The sequence below is a fragment of the Kocuria coralli genome (assembly GCF_008831305.1).
Taxonomy (GTDB): domain Bacteria; phylum Actinomycetota; class Actinomycetes; order Actinomycetales; family Micrococcaceae; genus Kocuria; species Kocuria coralli.
Window position 1 is genome coordinate 93,623 of the sequence record NZ_ML708621.1, and the last position, 17,241, is coordinate 110,863.

The 17,241-nt window shown below is 68.7% G+C and carries 15 protein-coding genes; 7 read left to right on the forward strand and 8 right to left on the reverse strand.

Translation table 11 applies throughout. The features are described 5' to 3' along the window. Window positions 1-5: 5 nt before the first annotated feature. Window positions 6-1,232, forward strand: coding sequence for a pyridoxal phosphate-dependent aminotransferase (locus FCK90_RS11045; RefSeq protein WP_158034349.1), 1,227 nt, complete (start codon window positions 6-8; stop codon window positions 1,230-1,232). A gap of 134 nt (window positions 1,233-1,366) precedes the next feature. On the opposite strand, the gene FCK90_RS11050 is transcribed toward FCK90_RS11045, so the two are convergent. Beyond that, a complete protein-coding gene (locus FCK90_RS11050; protein ID WP_246180199.1) occupies window positions 1,367-2,959 on the reverse strand; it encodes an MFS transporter in 1,593 nt (530 codons plus the stop codon). A gap of 282 nt (window positions 2,960-3,241) precedes the next feature. On the opposite strand from FCK90_RS11050, the gene FCK90_RS11055 reads away from it, so the two are divergent. Beyond that, complete coding sequence (locus tag FCK90_RS11055) at window positions 3,242-3,796, forward strand: TetR/AcrR family transcriptional regulator (protein WP_158034350.1); 555 nt, start codon at window positions 3,242-3,244, stop codon at window positions 3,794-3,796. Here the strand turns inward: FCK90_RS11055 and FCK90_RS11060 are convergent. Next, a complete protein-coding gene (locus tag FCK90_RS11060; protein WP_158034351.1) occupies window positions 3,771-4,697 on the reverse strand; it encodes a LysR family transcriptional regulator in 927 nt (308 codons plus the stop codon). The two genes, FCK90_RS11055 and FCK90_RS11060, sit on opposite strands and share 26 nt — an antisense overlap. A 239-nt stretch (window positions 4,698-4,936) precedes the next feature. On the opposite strand from FCK90_RS11060, the gene FCK90_RS11065 reads away from it, so the two are divergent. From FCK90_RS11065 to FCK90_RS11075, 3 genes are all read left to right on the forward strand, one after another. Beyond that, window positions 4,937-6,088, forward strand: a complete 1,152-nt coding sequence (locus tag FCK90_RS11065; RefSeq protein WP_158034352.1) for a PrpF domain-containing protein — start codon at window positions 4,937-4,939, stop codon at window positions 6,086-6,088. Then, window positions 6,085-7,173, forward strand: a complete 1,089-nt coding sequence (locus FCK90_RS11070; protein ID WP_158034353.1) for a Bug family tripartite tricarboxylate transporter substrate binding protein — start codon at window positions 6,085-6,087, stop codon at window positions 7,171-7,173. The genes FCK90_RS11065 and FCK90_RS11070 overlap by 4 nt, the downstream gene beginning before the upstream one ends. Before the next feature lie 61 nt (window positions 7,174-7,234). After that, window positions 7,235-9,151: a tripartite tricarboxylate transporter permease gene (locus FCK90_RS11075; RefSeq protein WP_220433322.1), complete on the forward strand. Its 1,917-nt coding sequence runs from the start codon at window positions 7,235-7,237 to the stop codon at window positions 9,149-9,151. A 59-nt stretch (window positions 9,152-9,210) separates the two neighbouring features. On the opposite strand, the gene FCK90_RS11080 is transcribed toward FCK90_RS11075, so the two are convergent. Then, entirely contained in the window at window positions 9,211-9,477 is a 267-nt protein-coding gene (locus FCK90_RS11080; RefSeq protein WP_158034355.1) for an exodeoxyribonuclease VII small subunit, read from the reverse strand. A 92-nt stretch (window positions 9,478-9,569) separates the two neighbouring features. Further along, on the reverse strand, window positions 9,570-10,874 hold the full coding sequence (gene xseA / locus FCK90_RS11085) for an exodeoxyribonuclease VII large subunit (protein ID WP_158034356.1): 1,305 nt from the start codon (window positions 10,872-10,874) through the stop codon (window positions 9,570-9,572). A gap of 182 nt (window positions 10,875-11,056) precedes the next feature. On the opposite strand from xseA, the gene FCK90_RS15410 reads away from it, so the two are divergent. Together FCK90_RS15410 and FCK90_RS11095 are read left to right on the forward strand one after the other, a co-directional pair. Beyond that, complete coding sequence (locus FCK90_RS15410; RefSeq protein ID WP_181954293.1) at window positions 11,057-12,112, forward strand: hypothetical protein; 1,056 nt, start codon at window positions 11,057-11,059, stop codon at window positions 12,110-12,112. An 88-nt stretch (window positions 12,113-12,200) separates the two neighbouring features. Then, entirely contained in the window at window positions 12,201-13,283 is a 1,083-nt protein-coding gene (locus FCK90_RS11095) for a 4-hydroxy-3-methylbut-2-enyl diphosphate reductase (protein WP_158034358.1), read from the forward strand. Window positions 13,284-13,383: 100 nt separating this feature from the next. On the opposite strand, the gene FCK90_RS11100 is transcribed toward FCK90_RS11095, so the two are convergent. From FCK90_RS11100 to FCK90_RS11115, 4 genes are all read right to left on the reverse strand, one after another. Further along, window positions 13,384-14,613, reverse strand: coding sequence for a DNA recombination protein RmuC (locus FCK90_RS11100; RefSeq protein WP_158034359.1), 1,230 nt, complete (start codon window positions 14,611-14,613; stop codon window positions 13,384-13,386). Between the two features lie 64 nt (window positions 14,614-14,677). After that, a complete protein-coding gene (locus FCK90_RS11105; protein WP_158034360.1) occupies window positions 14,678-15,292 on the reverse strand; it encodes a response regulator transcription factor in 615 nt (204 codons plus the stop codon). Beyond that, window positions 15,289-16,410: a sensor histidine kinase gene (locus tag FCK90_RS11110; RefSeq protein WP_158034361.1), complete on the reverse strand. Its 1,122-nt coding sequence runs from the start codon at window positions 16,408-16,410 to the stop codon at window positions 15,289-15,291. Before FCK90_RS11110 ends, FCK90_RS11105 begins: the two co-directional genes overlap by 4 nt. Further along, complete coding sequence (locus tag FCK90_RS11115; RefSeq protein WP_158034362.1) at window positions 16,407-17,240, reverse strand: ABC transporter permease; 834 nt, start codon at window positions 17,238-17,240, stop codon at window positions 16,407-16,409. Before FCK90_RS11115 ends, FCK90_RS11110 begins: the two co-directional genes overlap by 4 nt. Window position 17,241 lies beyond the last annotated feature (1 nt).

Sequence of the window (17,241 nt, forward strand, 5' to 3'; positions counted from 1 at the left end):
ACCCCATGCCGAAGAAGGTCAATCAGTCCGAGAAGCTTGCCAATGTCCGCTACGACGTCCGGGGCCCGGTCCTGGAACAGGCGGAGAAGATGGAGGACGCGGGACACCGCATCCTCCGGCTGAACATCGGCAACCCCGCGCCCTTCGGCTTCGAGGCGCCGGACGCGATCCTGGTCGACATGATCAAGAACCTGCCCTACGCCCAGGGCTACTCCGACTCCCGGGGTATCTTCTCGGCCCGCACGGCGGTGGTGCAGTACTACCAGACCAAGGGCATCCGCAACCTCTCCGTGGATGACGTCTACCTGGGCAACGGCGTCTCCGAGCTGATCTCGCTATCCCTGCAGGCGCTGTGCGACCCCGGGGACGAGATCCTGGTGCCCGCACCCGACTACCCGCTGTGGACCGGGGCCACCACGCTCTCGGGCGGCACGGCCGTGCACTACAAGTGCGAGGAGACCGACGGCTGGAACCCCGATCTGGAGGACCTCCGCTCCAAGATCACGGACCGCACCCGGGGCATCGTGGTGATCAACCCCAACAACCCCACGGGAGCGGTGTACTCACGCGAGACCCTCGAGGGGATCGTGCGGATCGCCGCGGAGCACGACCTGATCATCTTCGCCGACGAGATCTACGAGAAGATCACCTACGACGGTGCCGAGATGATCAACATGGCCACCCTGACGGGGGAGGACGTGCTGTGCCTGACCTTCTCCGGGTTGTCCAAGGCCTACCGGGTGGCGGGCTACCGGTCGGGATGGCTGGCCATCACGGGCCCGAACTGGAAGGCCGAGTCCTACCTGGAGGGCATCAAGCTGCTCTCGAACATGCGCATGTGCGCCAACGTCCCGGCCCAGCACGCGATCCAGACGGCGCTGGGCGGATACCAGTCGATCAACGACCTCATCCTGCCCGGCGGACGCCTCAAGGCTCAGCGCGACCTGGCCTATGAGCGGCTCAACAGCATCGACGGCGTCTCGTGCGAGCCGGCGGCCGGTGCGCTGTACCTGTTCCCCAAACTCGACGTCGAGAAGTTCGGGATCGTCAGCGACGAGCAGTTCGCCCTGGACCTGCTCAAGGAGCAGAAGATCCTGATCAGTCACGGCTCCGCTTTCAACTTCGACACCGCGGACCACTTCCGGCTGGTGTTCCTGCCGTCGGTCGAGCAGCTGGCTGCCGCGCTGGACCGGCTCGAGGAGTTCCTCTCCGGGTATCAGCAGATCCAGTGACCCGCAGGATGCGAAGGACAGGCGGAAGGCCCCGCGATCGCTCGACGATCGCGGGACCTTCGCATGGGTTCGCGTAGAACGGCCGGATTCCTGCCGGTGGCGGTGCACCGCGGTTTCCCGGCGGGTGCCGGCGCTCAGTCCTCCAGGCCCGGTGTGGGCACCATGGTCAGCTGACCCGTCTTGGGGTTGAGCTCCATGACCTTCCGCGGGGTGCGCAGCAGCCAGAAGACCAGCAGCGTGAAGACCAGCCCGGCGATGCCCACGATCACACCGGTCATGGAGATCGCCTGTGAGTAGGCCAGTGAGGCCGCCCCGATCAGGTCCTGACCGGACTGGATCCCCTCGGCCACCGCGTAGGCCCCGCCCAGGGTCTCGCGCGCTGCTGCTGCCGAGCCCGGATCGACTCCCACGGGGATGTTGAGGAACGTCTGGTAGAGCCCGGTCACCAGACCGCCCACGACGGCGGTGCCCATGACGGCGCCCACCTCGTAGCCCGTCTCGGAGATCGCCGATGCCGCCCCGGACTTCTCCGGCGGCACGGAGCCGACCACGAGTTCGGTGGACAGGGTGGTGGCGAAGCCGATGCCCACGCCCAGGATGCAGTAGCCGACGACCATGGGCCAGGCCGTGGTGCCGACCGTGGCCGCGATGAAGAGGTAGCCCACGGCCGCGAGCACCAGGCCGGTGACCACGACGGTGCGCGGGCCCACCCGTCCGGCCCAGCGGGCGGCGAAGAGCCCGGCGACGATCGCCATGCCCATCCCCGGGATGATCAGCAGCCCCGCCGTGAAGGCGTCGAGGCCGACCACGAGTTGCAGGTGCTGGGTGATGAAGAACAGGAAGCCGAACTGCACCATGTTGGCGACCATGTTCACCAGCACACCGCCCGTGAACCGGCCGCTCTGGAAGAGGGCCAGCTCGACCATGGGGTGGGTCAGGCGGTTCTGGCGCAGCACGAAGAGCACGCCGATCGCCAGGCCGAAGACGATCGCCACGGCACCGGTCAGGGCGGCGCCCCCGGTGGCCAGGGTCTTGATGCCGTAGACGATGGGCGTCATGGTCAGGATGGCCAGCACCGCGGAGATGAGGTCGAGCTTGCCGGGGTGGGGATCCTTCGACTCCGGCAGGGTGAACGGCGCGATGATCGCGAAGCCCAGGCACACGGGCACGGCCACCAGGACGGCAGCGTGCCAGCTGAAGGCCTGCAGGAGGGCGCCGCCGACGATGGGGCCCAGCGCGGCGCCGGCGCTGAAGCCGGCGGTCCAGATGGCGATCGCGGTGCGTCGTGCGGCGTCGTCGTCGAACACCACGCGGATCAGGGACAGCGTGGCGGGCAGCAGCATGGAACCGAAGACGGCGATGGCCACGCGAGCGGCGATCAGCATCTCGGCCGACGTGGAGAGGCCGCCCAGGACGGAGGCGCCCGCGAAGCCGACGGATCCGATGATCAGGAGCATGCGGCGGCCGACCCGGTCGCCCACGGTGCCCATCGGGATCAGCAGGCCCGCGAGGATCAGCGGGTAGATGTCCACGATCCACAGCAGCTGGGCTGCGGAAGGCCGCAGATCGGCGGCGATATCGGGCAGGGCGAAGCTCAGGGCGGTGGTGGTCACCGAGACCGTGAGCACGGGGAACATCAGCGCCACCAGCGCCAGCCAGGGGCGGACCTTCCGAGGGCTCGTACGCACCGAACTCACCTCGTTGGTGTGCGTTGCTACTGAAGACACGGAAAACCTCCCCACGTGAAAGCGCCTGTCGGCGGGCCCTAAGGCTCAAAAACTGTACCGACCAGACGGTACAGTTTCGCGGCGGCCGGGGCAATGCTTCCCCGCTGTGCCGTTGGCCACCGCGTCCGGAGCGCCGTGGCGATACGCGGTGCGGGGGAAGAGCCCGTATCCTCGGACGCAATCGTGACGCCGTGCCCGGCGGCAGCCCTCAGGGCCGCCGAGCCCGCCTACCGGCCGCCGCGCAGGTGCCATCATCGAAATCCACCGGAAGGATCCTCCGCCGTGGCCCGAAAACCCGAAGCCCGTGACCGCCTGATCGAGGCGTTCCAGGCCATCCTGGTCGACGACGGCGAACGCGCGGCCACTCTGGAGGCCGTGGCGGCGCGAGCGGGGGTCTCCAAGGGCGGCCTGCTCTATCACTTCTCCAGCAGGAGCGAGCTGGTCGGCGCCATGCTGGAGCGCATGAGGGTGCTGGGAGCGCAGGACTGCCGGTCCATGGCCGAGTCGCCCGAGGGGGCCGCGCGCCAGTTCTTGCGCAACTCGGTCTGGGCGGGCTCCGAGGTGGACCTGGCGATCGTGGCCGTGTCCCGCCTGGCCCAGGGCGGAGAGGAGTCGGCCCGGGTCGCGCTGCACGAACTCAAGCGGGCCTGGTACCAGCTCCTGCTGGATGACCTGGGCGAGCCGGCGGTCGCCAACGCCGTGCTGCACATGGGTGACGGGCTGTACTACAACGCGAGCATCGGGTGGCTGCCGGCCAGCCACCAGGAGAGCCAGCAGACCCTGGAGCAGCTGCTCGGGGTGCTCGAACGGCTCAGGCCGGAAGGCCGGGCGGGCTGATCTCAGGCTGTCGCGCCAGGTCGAGGACCAGGCGCCGGAAGGCCATCTCCGCGGGCGTGGACGAGCGTTCCTCGCGCTGGGCCAGCAGGACCCGCCGCTCGGGCAGCGTGTCTCGGAGGGAGAGGATCCGCACCTTGGGGTGCTGCAGAGCCACGGCGCTCATGGGCACCATGGCGATGCCGATCCCCACGCTCACCATGGCCTGGGCTTCCTGGTAGTCGTTCGCGTACATGGTGATATCCGGGCGGAATCCGGCCTCCGCCGCTGCGCGGTCCAGAACCTCCACGACCGGATGATCGTTGGCTCGGGAGACCCAGGGCTCATCGCGGAGATCCGCCATGCCGACGTCATGGGCGCGGGCCAGGGGATGGCTGTCCGAGACCAGGACCACGGAGGGCTCCTGGAAGATCTCCTCGCTTCGGATGCCGGTGGAGCCGAAACGTTTCCACGGGTAGTCCCAGAGGAAGCACAGGTGCGACTGCCCGCGCTCCAGCTCCTCCAGGAGCGCATCGAAGATGGTGCTGTGCACGGACAGCTTGATGGCCGGGAACTGCGCCCGGTACGTGTCGAGGACCCTGGGCAGGAACGATGCCGCCAGGGAGGGGAAGGTGCCGATCTTCAGTGTTCCCCGTTCCCCCCGGGCCAGCTCCTCCATATCGGACTGCGCCGCGTGCAGCTGTCGGAGGACCTTGCGGGCATGCGTGGCCAGCAGGTAGCCGGCCTCCGTGGGGATGACGCCGCGCGGCCGGCGGCGGAATAGCGGCTGCCCGGCCTCCTGTTCGAGCTTCCGGAGCTGCTGGGAGACCGCGGAGGCCGTGAACATGAGTTCCTCGGCCGCCGCGGTGATGGACTCGTGCTCGACGACGGCGACCAGGACCGCCAATTTCCTCGGATCGAACACGGTGACTCCTTGAAGTATGGCTTAACGAAGATTAAGAACATGCTATCTGGCTACTCCCAGATGGCGACATGGGGGCTGACGGCGACGTGCCGAGGACACGCCGGACCCTTTTCGAGGATTTATCCCCCGCACACTCAGTGAATTAAGTATCTCTTACCCATGCATCAAAAACTGCACATTGTTCTTAATCCATGCCCTCCACAGACTGTGTCCGACACCACAGTTCAGAGGAGTAGGGAATGGACGACATACAGGCCCGCTGGGTACGCGGAGGGACGAGCAAATGCTGGGTGTTCGAGGCCCAGGACATATCGAAGACCGGCTTCACGGCGGACACCCTCTTGCCGCGTCTCTTCGGCAGCCCCGACGTGAGGCAGCTGGACGGCGTCGGGGGCGGGACATCGACCACCAGCAAGGCGGTCATCGTCGAGCGCTCCAGCCGTCCCGGCGTCGACGTGGACTTCACCTTCGCCCAGGTGGGTATCGATGAGCCCGTGGTCGACTGGGGCAGCAACTGCGGCAACTGCTCCACGGCGGCGGGCTTGCACGCCGTCGAGCTGGGCTGGGTGGAGCTGGACGATGAGATCACCAGCGTCACCACCTACAACACCAATACCCGGCAGACGATCGTGCAGCGGATCCCGACCCCCCAGGGGGCGATGCCCGGCCGCATGACCGCGAGGATTCCCGGGGCGCCGTTCTCCGGCTACGAGATCGGCCTGGGATTCGTCAATCCCGCCGGGCGGACCACCGGGCATCTGCTGCCCACGGGTCAGGCTCAGCAGACCATCACCGTCGGGGAGACCTCATGGCGGACGACGCTGATCGACGCCGGGGCGCCGCTGGTGCTCGTCGAAGCCGACGCGCTGGGGCTCACGGGGTACGAGTACGGCTCCTGGTCCCGTCAGGTCACCGATCATCTGCCGGCCCTGGACAGGGTGCGGCGCGCCGCGGCGGTCGCGATGGGCATGGTGCCCGCCCCCGGGGACGCCGAACGTGCCGTTCCCAAACTCGGGCTCGTCGGGAGCCCGGCGGATGAGAACGCCGATATCAACGTCCTGATGCTCTCCATGGGCGCGCCGCATCCGGCGATGCCCATCACCGGCAGCGTGGCCATGACGGCCGCCGCCCTCACTCCGGGAACACTGGTCGATGACATCCTTGCCGCCCGGCGGAACGCCGCCGACGGCATCACCGAGGTGGCCGATCTCCGGCTGCGCACGCCCGCGGGCGTGCTGAGCACGTTCGTCGAGTCGACGGGCTCGGACACGATCATCGGCGTCAGCCGGACGGCCAGGACGATAGCGAGGGCTGTGCTTCCCATCCCAGAACCAGAGCAGGCGGACAGCGTCGTCCGGCGTCCTTCGATGGCTGTGGAGGGGGCATCATGAAACGCGAACTGTCGCGCCGCGGTGTCCTCGCCCTGGCCGGTCTCGCAGGGCTCACGGCCTGCGCACCCGCGCAGACCCGGTACCAGCCGTCGGGGGAAGGGATCATCGACGTCGTCGTCCCCTACAGCTCCGGGGGAGGTACGGATACCTGGGCCCGTTTCATCACGGCCGAGCTCGCCTCCCGGCAGGAGGGCGTAGACCGCTATCAGATCGACAACGTCCCCGGCGGGGAGTCGATCACCGGGACCAACGCATACGTGTCGGCGGACGTGACCGATGGCCGCCAGCTCCTGGTGTCCTCGGCAACGACCTACTTCCAGAACATGCTGGGTCACCACACGGCGCAGTTCGACTTCGCCGAGATGGAACCCCTGGTCTTCAACGGCACCGGTGCGGTCCTCTGGACGGGAGAGTCCGCCGGGGTCCGCGACGTCTACGACCTGCTGGAGAGGGCCGAGCGAGTCAAGTACGGCGGTATGTCCGCCTCGGGCCTGGACGCGGTGGCCCTGCTAGCCCTCGAAACGCTGGGGATCAAGGTCGACGGCGTCTTCGGGTTCGAGGGGCGGGGACCCACGCGTCTGGCCGTCCAGCGCAACGAGACGGATCTCGACTTCCAGACGACGGCGACCTACCTCTCTCAGGTGCAGCCACTGGTCGACGACGGCAGAGCGTTTCCGCTGATGTCCGTCGGCATCCTGGAGGGCGATCGTGTGGTCCGTGACCCCGCCCTGCCGGATGTCCCCACCGTGGATGAACTGCTGGAGGAGATCAACCCTCAGGGACGCGAGGGGATCGCCCATCAGGCCTATCAGTCGTTCGTCACCCCGGGCTTCTTCTTCCAGAAGGGGCTGTGGTCCAACGCCGGCACGGAGACCGCCGTCATCGATGCCTACGACGACCTGGTGGCCGAGATGAACTCGGACGAAGAGTTCCTCGAGGAGAGCAAATCCGCTCTCGGAGGATACGACCTGATTTCGGGCAAGGACGTTCGTGGCGAATTCAGGACCGCACTTGAACTAGACCCAGAAGTCTTGGAATTCACTCGAGCCTTCCTGACCGACGAGCACGGCGCAGTGCTCGACTGAGGGGATCAAAATTATGTTGGAAGCAGCGTTTTCTGCGTTATCCCAGTTCGCCGACCCCACCATGCTGATATACCTGGGCGTCGGCGTGGCGGTGGGGCTGGTCATCGGCGTCATCCCAGGACTGGGCGGGACGGGGGCGGTGGCCGTCCTCCTGCCCTTCGTGTTCGTCCTGGAGCCGTCGCAGGCGATCGCGATGATCATCGGCGCCGTGGCGGTCGTCCATACCTCCGACGTCATCACGTCCGTGGTGCTGGGGATACCGGGGTCGGCCTCGGCCTCCGTGTTCCTCCTGGACGGCCATACGATGGCGAAGGAGGGCAACGGGGGCCGTGCCCTGTCGGCGAGTTTCATCTCGTCGATGATCGGCGGCCTGATCGGCATCGTGGCACTCACCGTCGTCGTCCCCATCGCCCAGCCGGTGGTGACGGCATTCGGCTCCCCGGAGATCTTCGCGCTCGTGGTCATGGGCATATTCCTGACCGCGACCCTGTCCAAGGGAAACGTGGTCAAGGGCCTCTTGATCTCGGTCTTCGGCCTGGCCCTCGGCATGATCGGCGTTTCACCGGTGTCGGCCGAATACAGGTTCACCTTCGGCAGCGAGTACCTCACCGAGGGAATCGGGCTGGTCGCCGCGGCCCTGGGCATTTTCGGGGTGGCGGAGATCATCGATCTGGTCGCCCAGAAGAAGTCCGTGGCGGGGGAGAAGATCAAGCTCGGAAGCGGCTGGCGGCAGGGAATCACCGATGCCCTGCGCTACAAGAGCGATGTCCTGAGGGGCTCGGCCGTCGGCGTCGGCGTCGGTATCCTGCCGGGCGTCGGCTCGACCGCCGGCTCGTGGCTCGCCTACGGGCAGGCCCAGGCGTTCGCCAGCCGACGCGGGGACGGCAGATTCGGGAAGGGCGACCCCCGCGGTGTCATCGCGCCGTCGGCGGCGAGCAACGGCATCGAATCGGGCGCCCTGATCCCGACCCTGCTGTTCGGCGTCCCCGGTGCCGCCCCGTTCGCCCTGCTCCTGGGCATCCTGCTGATCTTCGGCGTGCAACCAGGCCCCACCTTGATCACTCAGGATCTCGACCTGGTCTACTTCATCGTCTGGTCCTTCGCGATCGCGAGCGTCGTGGGCGCCGCACTCGCCTTCTTCATGGCCCGGCCCCTGGCCAAGCTGAGCCACGTGCGGTTCCCGATCCTGGCGGCCGGACTCATCCCCATCCTGTTCATGAGCGGCTTCCAGGAGCCGCTGGACCTGCACGTCTTCTACACGATGTTCCTCCTGGGCATCATCGGGTGGATCTGCAAGATGACGAACATCCCGCGGGCACCGTTCCTGATCGCCTATGTCCTGGCGGAGCCGCTGGAGCGGTACTACTTCCTGACCGTGAACGTGTTCACGCCCAGCGAGTGGCTCACCCGGCCGTTCGTCGCCGTCATCGCGCTGGTGCTCGTGGGGGTGGTGGCCATGTCCGTCATCCGCTACGTGAGGACGCGCAACGCCGAGTCGCAGGCCATGCAGATGTCGGAGCTGTCCGACCTCAAGGCGCCTCCGTTCATGGACCTCGGCGTCAGCCTGGTGGGAGTGGTCTTCTTCATCGCGATGCTCTCCCTGGTCGGCGGCTTCTCCGACAACGGCAGGGTCTTCCCCCTGGTGGTCGGCATCATGGGCCTCGTGCTGGCGGTCCTCAGTCTGGTCAGGGACGCCCTGCGGGCCCGTTCCGAAGGGGGACTGGGGCGCCTGGACGCGGCCTGGCGTGAGCGGCTGAACGTCGTGGGGATGTCCGCCCTGTGGCTGCTGGCCTTCATGGCCCTGGTGTTCCTGTTCGGGATGCTGATCGGTTCAGTGATCTTCGCGCTGGTCTTCCTGCTGGTGGTGGCCCGGCTGAAGGTCCTTCCCACACTGATCTACGTGGGCTGCCTGGCCGCGGCACTCTACGCGCTGGTCGAGTTCGCGATGCTGGTGCCGCCGTCCGGATACCTCATATAGCCGGTATCCGGTTGCACAGATCGCCTCGGGCGGTTGAGGAGAAGACCACGATCTTCCCCTCAACCGCCCGACTCATCGGTCTCCTCACGGCGGCTGCGGGCGGCCTCGAGGCGCTCGCGGGCGCCGTCGAGCCAGTGCTCGCAGCGGTTGGCCAGGGCCTCGCCGCGTTCCCACAGGGCCAGTGACTCCTCCAGGGCGGTGCCGCCGGCCTCCAGCTGGGCGACGGTCCGCACGAGTTCCTCCCGGGCCTCTTCATAGCCCATCGTCTCGATGTCGGACAGGTCCGGGGCGGCCGGGCTCTGGGGCGTGTCTTCGTTCTTGGCCATGGGGTTGTTCCTCCTCGTGGTCGGCGCGGCCGTCTGCGGGACCGCTCGCCGGTATGTCATGGGCGGTATGTCATAGGTGGTTTGTCAGGTGGTCACTGCTGGTCTCCGGGCCGGCCGGCGGTCTGGCCCGGTCTGCGTGAGGAGACGCTCTCCGTGCGCACCGTCAGCTCGCCTTCGGACAGCCGGACGGCCAAAGGATCGCCGGCGGTGACCTGCTCCGAGGTCTTCACCACGGCCCCCGTATCCGTCATGATCACCGCGTAGCCGCGGGACAGCGTCTCCTGCGGGGAGAGCGCCCTGACCCGGTGCTTCATCTGGGTGATGGTGTCCTTCTCCCGGTCGGTGCGGTGCAGCATCGTGCGCAGGGCCCGGTCGCGCAGGCGGTCCACATCCTCTTCCCTGACCAGGATCATGCCTTCGGGCTGATCGAGCGCCGGGCGCGACCTGAGGGACTCCAGCGCCACGCGTTCGCGGTCCAGGAACTGCATCACCGCCCGGTCCAGAACCACTCGCGCGCGGGCCACCTGTGCCTTCTCCTCGACCAGGTCCGGGACCACGCGCTTACCGGCGTCCGTGGGCGTCGAAGCGCGGACGTCCGCCACGAAGTCCAGCAGGGGCTGATCGTTCTCATGCCCGATGGCCGAGACCACGGGAGTCCGGGCGGCCGCGACGGCGCGGATGAGCTGTTCGTCGCTGAAGGGCAGGAGGTCCTCGAATGCGCCGCCGCCGCGGGCGATGATGATGACGTCCACCTCCGGATCGGCGTCCAGCTCCTCGAGCGCACCCATGACGGCGCGCACGGCGCTGGTGCCCTGGACCGCCACGTTGCGGATCTCGAACGTCACCGCGGGCCACCGCAGACGGGCGTTGCGGACGACGTCCTTCTCGGCATCCGAGTTCCGGCCGGTGATGAGCCCCACCCGGTGGGGCAGCGACGGTATGGGCTTCTTGCGGTCGGCGTCGAACAGCCCCTCCTCCGCCAGGGCACGGCGGAGGCGTTCGATGCGCACGAGCAGATCGCCCAGGCCGACCGGACGAACGCCCTGCCCGATCATCGACAGGCGGCCCGTCTTGGTCCAGAAATCGGGTTTGACCTGCGCCACCACCCGCATGCCGCGTTCCAGCGGCGTGTCCATGGCGGCCATCTCCCGGGCGAAGAGGGTGACCGGAACCGAGATCTCCTCGTCCACGTCCCGCAACGTCAGGTACGTGACCCGGGCGCGCTGGTTCAGCTCGACCACCTGCCCCTCCACCCAGGTGGGGTCGCACCGGGCGATATAGGCGTGGAGGTTCTCCGAGAGCAGCCGCAGGGGCCATGGATTCTCGGGCGTGGTCAGTCCGGCGCGCGGGGGCAGCACGCGCTCGACGGTGGGCTGATCGGCGTCCTCAGAACTCATACCCCATGCCTACCACCCGGGGCGGACATCACAACGGCGCCCGACGGCGCCACGCCCTGGGCGGTGGAAAACGCCGCCGTGTTCCGACGTCATGCCCACGGGTGAAGCAGCCTTCTCCCGGCCGGGCATCGTACGGTGTGGCCATGGCTTGGACTCAACGATGGTCGCAACGGGGATCCCGGATGCGACGCGTGCAGATCGACGGCGTGGAGGGGGATCGCGTCCCGCGCCGGTTCACCCCGGACCACGCCGGCCGGTTCTCCCGGGGGCGGTGGGGGCTTGCGCGCACCGTCGTCGCGACCCTCCTGGCGGTGATCGGATCGCTGAGCCTGATAGCGGGTGTGAGCCTGCAGTGGCTGCAGCAGTCGGTGGTCGAGCGCGAGGGGTTCGCGCAGATCTCGCAGCAGCTCGCGGCCGATGACTCATTGCAAGAGGAGCTGGTGACGGCCGCCGTCGACGGCGCATCGGCAGCCGTGCAGGACCAGGACCTGGGCGGACTTCCTTTCAGCGGCACGATCCTGAACTTCGTGGACCAGCGGGTGAGCTCCGCGATCGAGGACTACGCGCAGTCCGAGGACTACGTCGACGACTGGAACGAGGTGGTGCTCACGACCCATGAGCTCAACCTCCAACCCGCCGGGACCGGCACCGCCGAGGGTGCCCCGGAAGACCTCGAGCTCTACGTGGCGCCGGTCGTGGATTCGATCGAGGAGCGCATCGAGGACCGCATCGGCTTCGGCATCGACCTGGATCTGCGCTCGCAGGACTCGCTGGGAGGCGCGGACGGCATCATCGTGGTCACCGATTCCGAGACCGGGCCGGTCTTCGACACCATCGCTGACTCGACGGATAAGACGCCCCTTCTGTTCGGCGGGGCCGTCACGGCCCTCGCCGTGGCTTTCGTCCTGGGCCGGCACAGGGAGTGGGCCCTGATCGGCGCCGGGGCCGGCCTGGTGGCCGGTGCGCTCTACGCCCGGCGGGCTGCCGGCGACCTCACGGATGCGGTGACCTCCTCGCCGGGCCTGGAGGAGGTGGGCCGCAGCGTCGTGCAGCGCATCTTCGAGCTGCTGCTCACGGGCATGGACGGGGCGCTGCTGCCCTGGCTGTGGGCCGGGGTGATCGCGGCCGTGGCCGGGGCGCTGCTGGCCGGGGCGCGCCTGTTCTGGCGCTGGGGAGCGGACGACGGCGAGGACGAGGCCTACCCCCGCGGACGCCGGCGCCGCGTCGTCGAGGTGTGAGCACGGGGCCGGGACCCGAGCCTGCGATCCTGATCACGGGAGGCTCCTGAGCGGGCCAGACCCGAGCCCAGCCCGTACCATGGATGCCATGTCCACGCCCGTCTCTCTTGCCATGCCGGCCGTTCCTCGCGTTCGCCGTGCCCCCGAGGAAATCGCCGCGGCCGCACCCGTCGACGGCCCCAAGAAGGTCCTGCTCGCCTCGCCCCGCGGCTACTGCGCCGGTGTCGACCGGGCCGTGATCGCCGTCGAGAAGGCGCTCGAGCACTACGGCGCCCCCGTGTACGTCCGGAAGCAGATCGTGCACAACAAGCACGTGGTCGAGACTCTCGAAAGCCAAGGCGCGGTCTTCGTCGAGGAAGTGGACGAGGTCCCCGAAGGAGCGCTGCTGGTCTTCTCCGCACACGGCGTCTCCCCGGCGGTCGTGCAGTCCGCCGCCGACCGCAACCTGGAGACCATCGACGCCACGTGCCCCCTGGTGACCAAGGTGCACCGGGAGGCCGTCCGGTTCGCAAAACGCGGCCAGCAGATCCTGCTGATCGGCCACGTGGGCCACGAGGAGGTCGAGGGCACGTTCGGGGAGGCGCCCGAGCAGACGATCATCGTCAACAGTCCGGCTGACGCCGACACCATCGAGGTCGATGACCCCGACAACCTGGTGTGGCTCTCGCAGACCACCTTGAGCGTGGACGAGGCGCTGGAGACCGTCTCGCGCCTGCGCAAGCGGTTCCCGAACCTGCAGGACCCGCCCTCCGACGACATCTGCTACGCGACCTCCAACAGGCAGGGTGCGATCAAGGAGATCGCCCCGCGCGCGGACCTGGTGATCGTGGTGGGCTCCTCCAACTCCTCGAACTCGGTCCGCCTCAAGGAGGTGGCCGCCGAGTACGGCGCGCAGCGCGCCGAGCGGGTGGACAACGCCAACCAGGTGGATGAGGCCTGGTTCGAGGGAGCGGCCACCGTGGGGGTGACCTCGGGCGCATCTGTCCCGGAGGTCCTGGTCCGCGATGTCCTGGCATTGCTCGAGGACTACGGCTACGGCGAGGTGGAGGAAGTGGTCACGGCCGAGGAGGACATCCTGTTCTCCCTGCCGAAGGAGCTTCGCGCCCGCCTGACCGCCGACGGCGACTCCGACCGCGGCCTGGGCGGCCGCGGCAGCCGGCCCAACCGGTGATCCCGGCTTCACCGCCACAGGCGAACACCGCTCCCGTGCACTGAACCGCCCCGCGCGGCTGCCATGGCCGCCTCGGGCGGGACCACGATCTCCCGCGGTGCTACCGCTCCTCTGCGGCCTGCAGGAGCTCCGGGGCCGTGATGGCCTGGGGCTGTACCTCCACGGCGGTCGTCTCCAGACGGTCGTCGGCAGCGGTGGTGGGGTCGAGGTCGTTGAGCTTGCGGGCCGTGGGCAGCACCCGGCGTTCCAGCGAGCCCACCAGCTGGTTGTACTGCTCCACGCTGCGGCGCAAGGAGCCCCCCATCCTGCTCAGATGCCCGCCCATGGTGCCCAGGCGGTCGTAGAGCTCCCGGGAGAGCCGCAGCAGTTCGGTGGCCTCCTGGGCCAGCGACTCCTGCCGCCAGGAGAAGGCGACCGCCTTGAGCGAGGCCAGGAGCGAGACGGGCGAGACCAGGGCGACCTTGCGCGCGGCCGCATGATCCAGCAGCGTGGGATCGGCCTCGAGGGCGGCGGCCAGGGCGGACTCCAGAGGGATGAAGCACAGCACCAGGTCGGGGGAGCCGCTGATGGCCTCCCAGTACTTCTTCTTGCCCAGCTCATCCACGTGCGCCCGGACGGCCTTGGCGTGCGCGGCCAGTAGCGCTGCGCGCTGCTTCATCCCGTTCGAGGAGGAATCGCGGACCTCCTGGGCCTCCAGATAGGAGGCCAGCGGGGCCTTGGAATCCAGCACGATCTGCTGCTGGCCCGGAAGGCGCACCACCATGTCCGGGCGCAGCACGGCCTGCTCGGTGGTGACCTGGACCTGCTCGGCGAAGTCCACGTGCGCGACCATCCCCGCGGCCTCCACGACCCGCCGCAGCTGCATCTCGCCCCAGGTCCCCCTGGCCGAGTTGGACCGCAGCGAACCCTCCAGGGCTCCCGTGACCCGCTGCAGGTCCAGGTCGGACTCCCGTGCCGCCTCCAGGGCACGGGAGATGTCCCCGAACTGCTGAGCCCGGTCGCGCTCCAGCCGGGTCACGTGGTCCTGCATCTGGCGCATGCGATCCGTCAGCGGGGCCAGGGCCTGCAGCACGTCCTGATCCTGTGCCGCGCGTTCCTCGTACTCGCGGACCCGGCCGGCCTGGATCCGAGCGGCCTCGACCGCGGCGGCGTGCTCCTGCCCCAGCCGGAGGTTCTCCTCCCGCAGGCCCTCGAGGTGCTGCGCAGCGCCGTCGTCGTGCTGCGACGCCCTGCGCTGTCCCAGGACCCAGCCCACGGCCAGGCCCGCGAGGAGGCCCACGACCAGCAGCACCAGGGGGAGGACCAGGAGATTCGTGACGCTTGCTTCCATGCGACCAGGGTGCCAGGAGGGTCCGACAGCACAAGGAGGCACGGCCCCGCCGCACGGCGAGGGTTCAGAGCCAGCCGTTCTCCCTGGCCCTCAGGGCGGCCTCGGCCCGATTGCCCGAATGCGTCTTGCCGATCGCGGAGGACAGGTGATTGCGGACCGTGCCGGGGGAGAGGCACAGCCGGGTGGCCAGTTCCTTGACCGAGTGGCCGTCCAGGGCGGCCCGCAGGACCTCCTGCTCCCGCTCGGTCAGCGGGTTGCTACCGGAGATGAGGGATTCCTCCGCGAGCGAGGGGTCGATGACCCGGCGGCCCGAATGCACCGCGCGGACGGCCTCGGCCAATTGCTCGGCAGGGGTGTCCTTGACCACGAACCCCCTGGCCCCCGCATCCAGTGCCCGGCGGAGGTAGCCCGGACGCCCGAACGTGGTCACGACCATGGATTTGCAGGGCGAACCGGAGTCCCGGATCGCCCGGGCGGCGTCGATGCCGTCGCAGCCGGGCATCTCGATGTCCAGGAGGGCGACGTCGACGTCGTGCTCGCGGATCAGATCCGTCACGTCCTGGCCCGAAGAGGTCTCGGCGACGACCGTCAGGTCCTCCTCCAGGGACAGCAAGGCGGCCAGGGCGCCGCGGACGAGCGCCTGGTCGTCGGCCAGCAGCAGACGGATCTCACGGCTCACGGAAGGAGCACCTCCAGTCGGGTGCCGGTGGAGTGCGGGGAGTCAGGGGACGGCCCCAGTTTCAGGGTACCGCCGGCCTCCTCGACCCGTTCGGCCATCCCGCGCAGCCCGTTGCCGTGGAGGAAGCTCTGGGGAGTCCCGACGCCGTCGTCGGTGACCACCAGCCGTCCGGGGCCGGCCTCGACGACGCAGCGACCGGCCTGGGAATGGCGGATCACGTTGGTGACTGCTTCCCGCAGGCACCAGGCCAGCATCGCGTTCTGCGATTCCGGGATCTCGACGGCGGTGGGCGGCAGGGACGCCTCGATGCGCGCGGCTCGCAAGGCGGTGCGCGCTGAGGCCAGCTGCGCGGACCACTCGGGGGTGCGCAGCTGGCCCACCGTGGCCCGGACCTCGCCCAGCGCCTCCCGGGACAGCGCGAGGACCTCGTCGAGCTCGACTGCGGCGCGTTCCGGGTCCACGCCGACCAGCTTGCGGGCCAGCTCCGTCTTGAGGGTGATCACGGTCAGCGAGTGGCCCAGCAGGTCGTGGACGTCACGGCCGATCGTCTCCCGTTGGTGGGCCAGCTGCAGTTCGTGAGTCATCTGCGTCGCGCGTTCCTCCCGGTTGATCATCACCGAGATCGTGATCATCAGCAGCGCGGAACCGATCATCATGGACGGGACCCAGTAGACATAGGAGTCGCCCAGGGCCAGCGCCAGCGTGATGTACACGGCGCACAGGCCCACGATCGGCGGCACCGAGAGTCTGAGCCGTAACCGGAAGGCGAGCACCGCGACCAGGAACGGCCCCGTGGACATGGCGTTCGCCCCGATGGCCGGCGTCATCGCGGCGGTAATCAGGAACAATCCCAGGAACCAGGCGAAGGTGTTGCCCGTCGGGCCCAGGGAGCGGATGGGCGTGGTCCACCACCACGACGCGGTGTAGGCCGCCGCGAAGCCCAGGATCGCGGCGCCGGCGATGACCTTGAGGCCGGTGGGAGCCTCCGACTGGAGGGTCGAGACCACCGGGAAGACCAGGAAGATCAGCCAGATGGCCGGGTAGACCACCTCGCTCACGGCATCACCCGGCCGACCCAGAGGATCGCCGGCCGGGTGCGTCGTGCCGCTGGTGCTCATGCTCGTTTCGTGCCGCGTCGTGCGGCCAGAATCGCGATGACCCCGAAGATGATGGTCCACACCACCACATTAGTGATCAGCAGCCCCAGGGTGTCCGGCTCGGGGAGAACGCCCGTCGCGCTGTTGAGCTGGCCCTCCATCTGGGGCCAGGTGGCCAGGCCGCGGATGCCGTAGAGCGGGGTGAACTTGGCGACCTCCAGCATGGCGCCGGACAGCGGCATGAAGAGGTTGCCGAAGAAGGCCAGGACCACCAGCAGGCCGCTGGCCGCGCCGACCGCTCCCTCCGTGCGGAACAGGAGACCGAAGATCAGGCCGTAGAGCGCGAACATCGACGAGCAGGCCACGATGATCCCGGCCGTGGCGAACCAGTTGCCGGTCGAGCCCATCTCGCCTCCGGTCAGGGCGGCGACCGTGAACACCAGGATCACGGGCATGGCCGCGACGGCGCAGGCCACCACGACCTTGGCCGCGACGTACTGCCACTGCCGCATGGGGGTCAGGGCCAGCAGGCGCCCCCACCCGCGGGATCTCTCGACGGCGGCCGAGCCGGCGATGCTGGTGGTGGCGATCACCGCGCCGTAGACGGCCATGGATGTGGCGAGGGTCCCTGAGACGTTGCCGTGCCCGGCGGGGTAGGAGGCGAAGTCGCTGTTGATGCCGAACATCCAGAACAGAGCGGTGGGCAGGATGATGACGAAGAACAGGCTGTCGACCATGCGGATCTGCCGGCGCCAGTCGTACGCGGCGTAACGCAGCGTGGTGCCCAGCGCGTTGGGCCGGCTGCGGCCTGCTTTGGAGTGCTGGGGGCGGGTGGTGGTTGCGGTGGTCATG

Coding starts and splice junctions, on each gene's coding strand:
- FCK90_RS11045 (WP_158034349.1), top strand. CDS start 6: ATGCCGAAGAAGGTCAATCAGTCCGAGAAGCTTGCCAATGTCCGCTAC.
- FCK90_RS11065 (WP_158034352.1), top strand. CDS start 4,937: ATGGACGACATACAGGCCCGCTGGGTACGCGGAGGGACGAGCAAATGC.
- FCK90_RS11070 (WP_158034353.1), top strand. CDS start 6,085: ATGAAACGCGAACTGTCGCGCCGCGGTGTCCTCGCCCTGGCCGGTCTC.
- FCK90_RS11075 (WP_220433322.1), top strand. CDS start 7,235: ATGCTGATATACCTGGGCGTCGGCGTGGCGGTGGGGCTGGTCATCGGC.
- FCK90_RS11080 (WP_158034355.1), bottom strand. CDS start 9,477: ATGGCCAAGAACGAAGACACGCCCCAGAGCCCGGCCGCCCCGGACCTG.
- xseA (WP_158034356.1), bottom strand. CDS start 10,874: ATGAGTTCTGAGGACGCCGATCAGCCCACCGTCGAGCGCGTGCTGCCC.
- FCK90_RS15410 (WP_181954293.1), top strand. CDS start 11,057: ATGCGACGCGTGCAGATCGACGGCGTGGAGGGGGATCGCGTCCCGCGC.
- FCK90_RS11095 (WP_158034358.1), top strand. CDS start 12,201: ATGTCCACGCCCGTCTCTCTTGCCATGCCGGCCGTTCCTCGCGTTCGC.
- FCK90_RS11100 (WP_158034359.1), bottom strand. CDS start 14,613: ATGGAAGCAAGCGTCACGAATCTCCTGGTCCTCCCCCTGGTGCTGCTG.
- FCK90_RS11110 (WP_158034361.1), bottom strand. CDS start 16,410: ATGAGCACCAGCGGCACGACGCACCCGGCCGGCGATCCTCTGGGTCGG.
- FCK90_RS11115 (WP_158034362.1), bottom strand. CDS start 17,240: ATGACCACCGCAACCACCACCCGCCCCCAGCACTCCAAAGCAGGCCGC.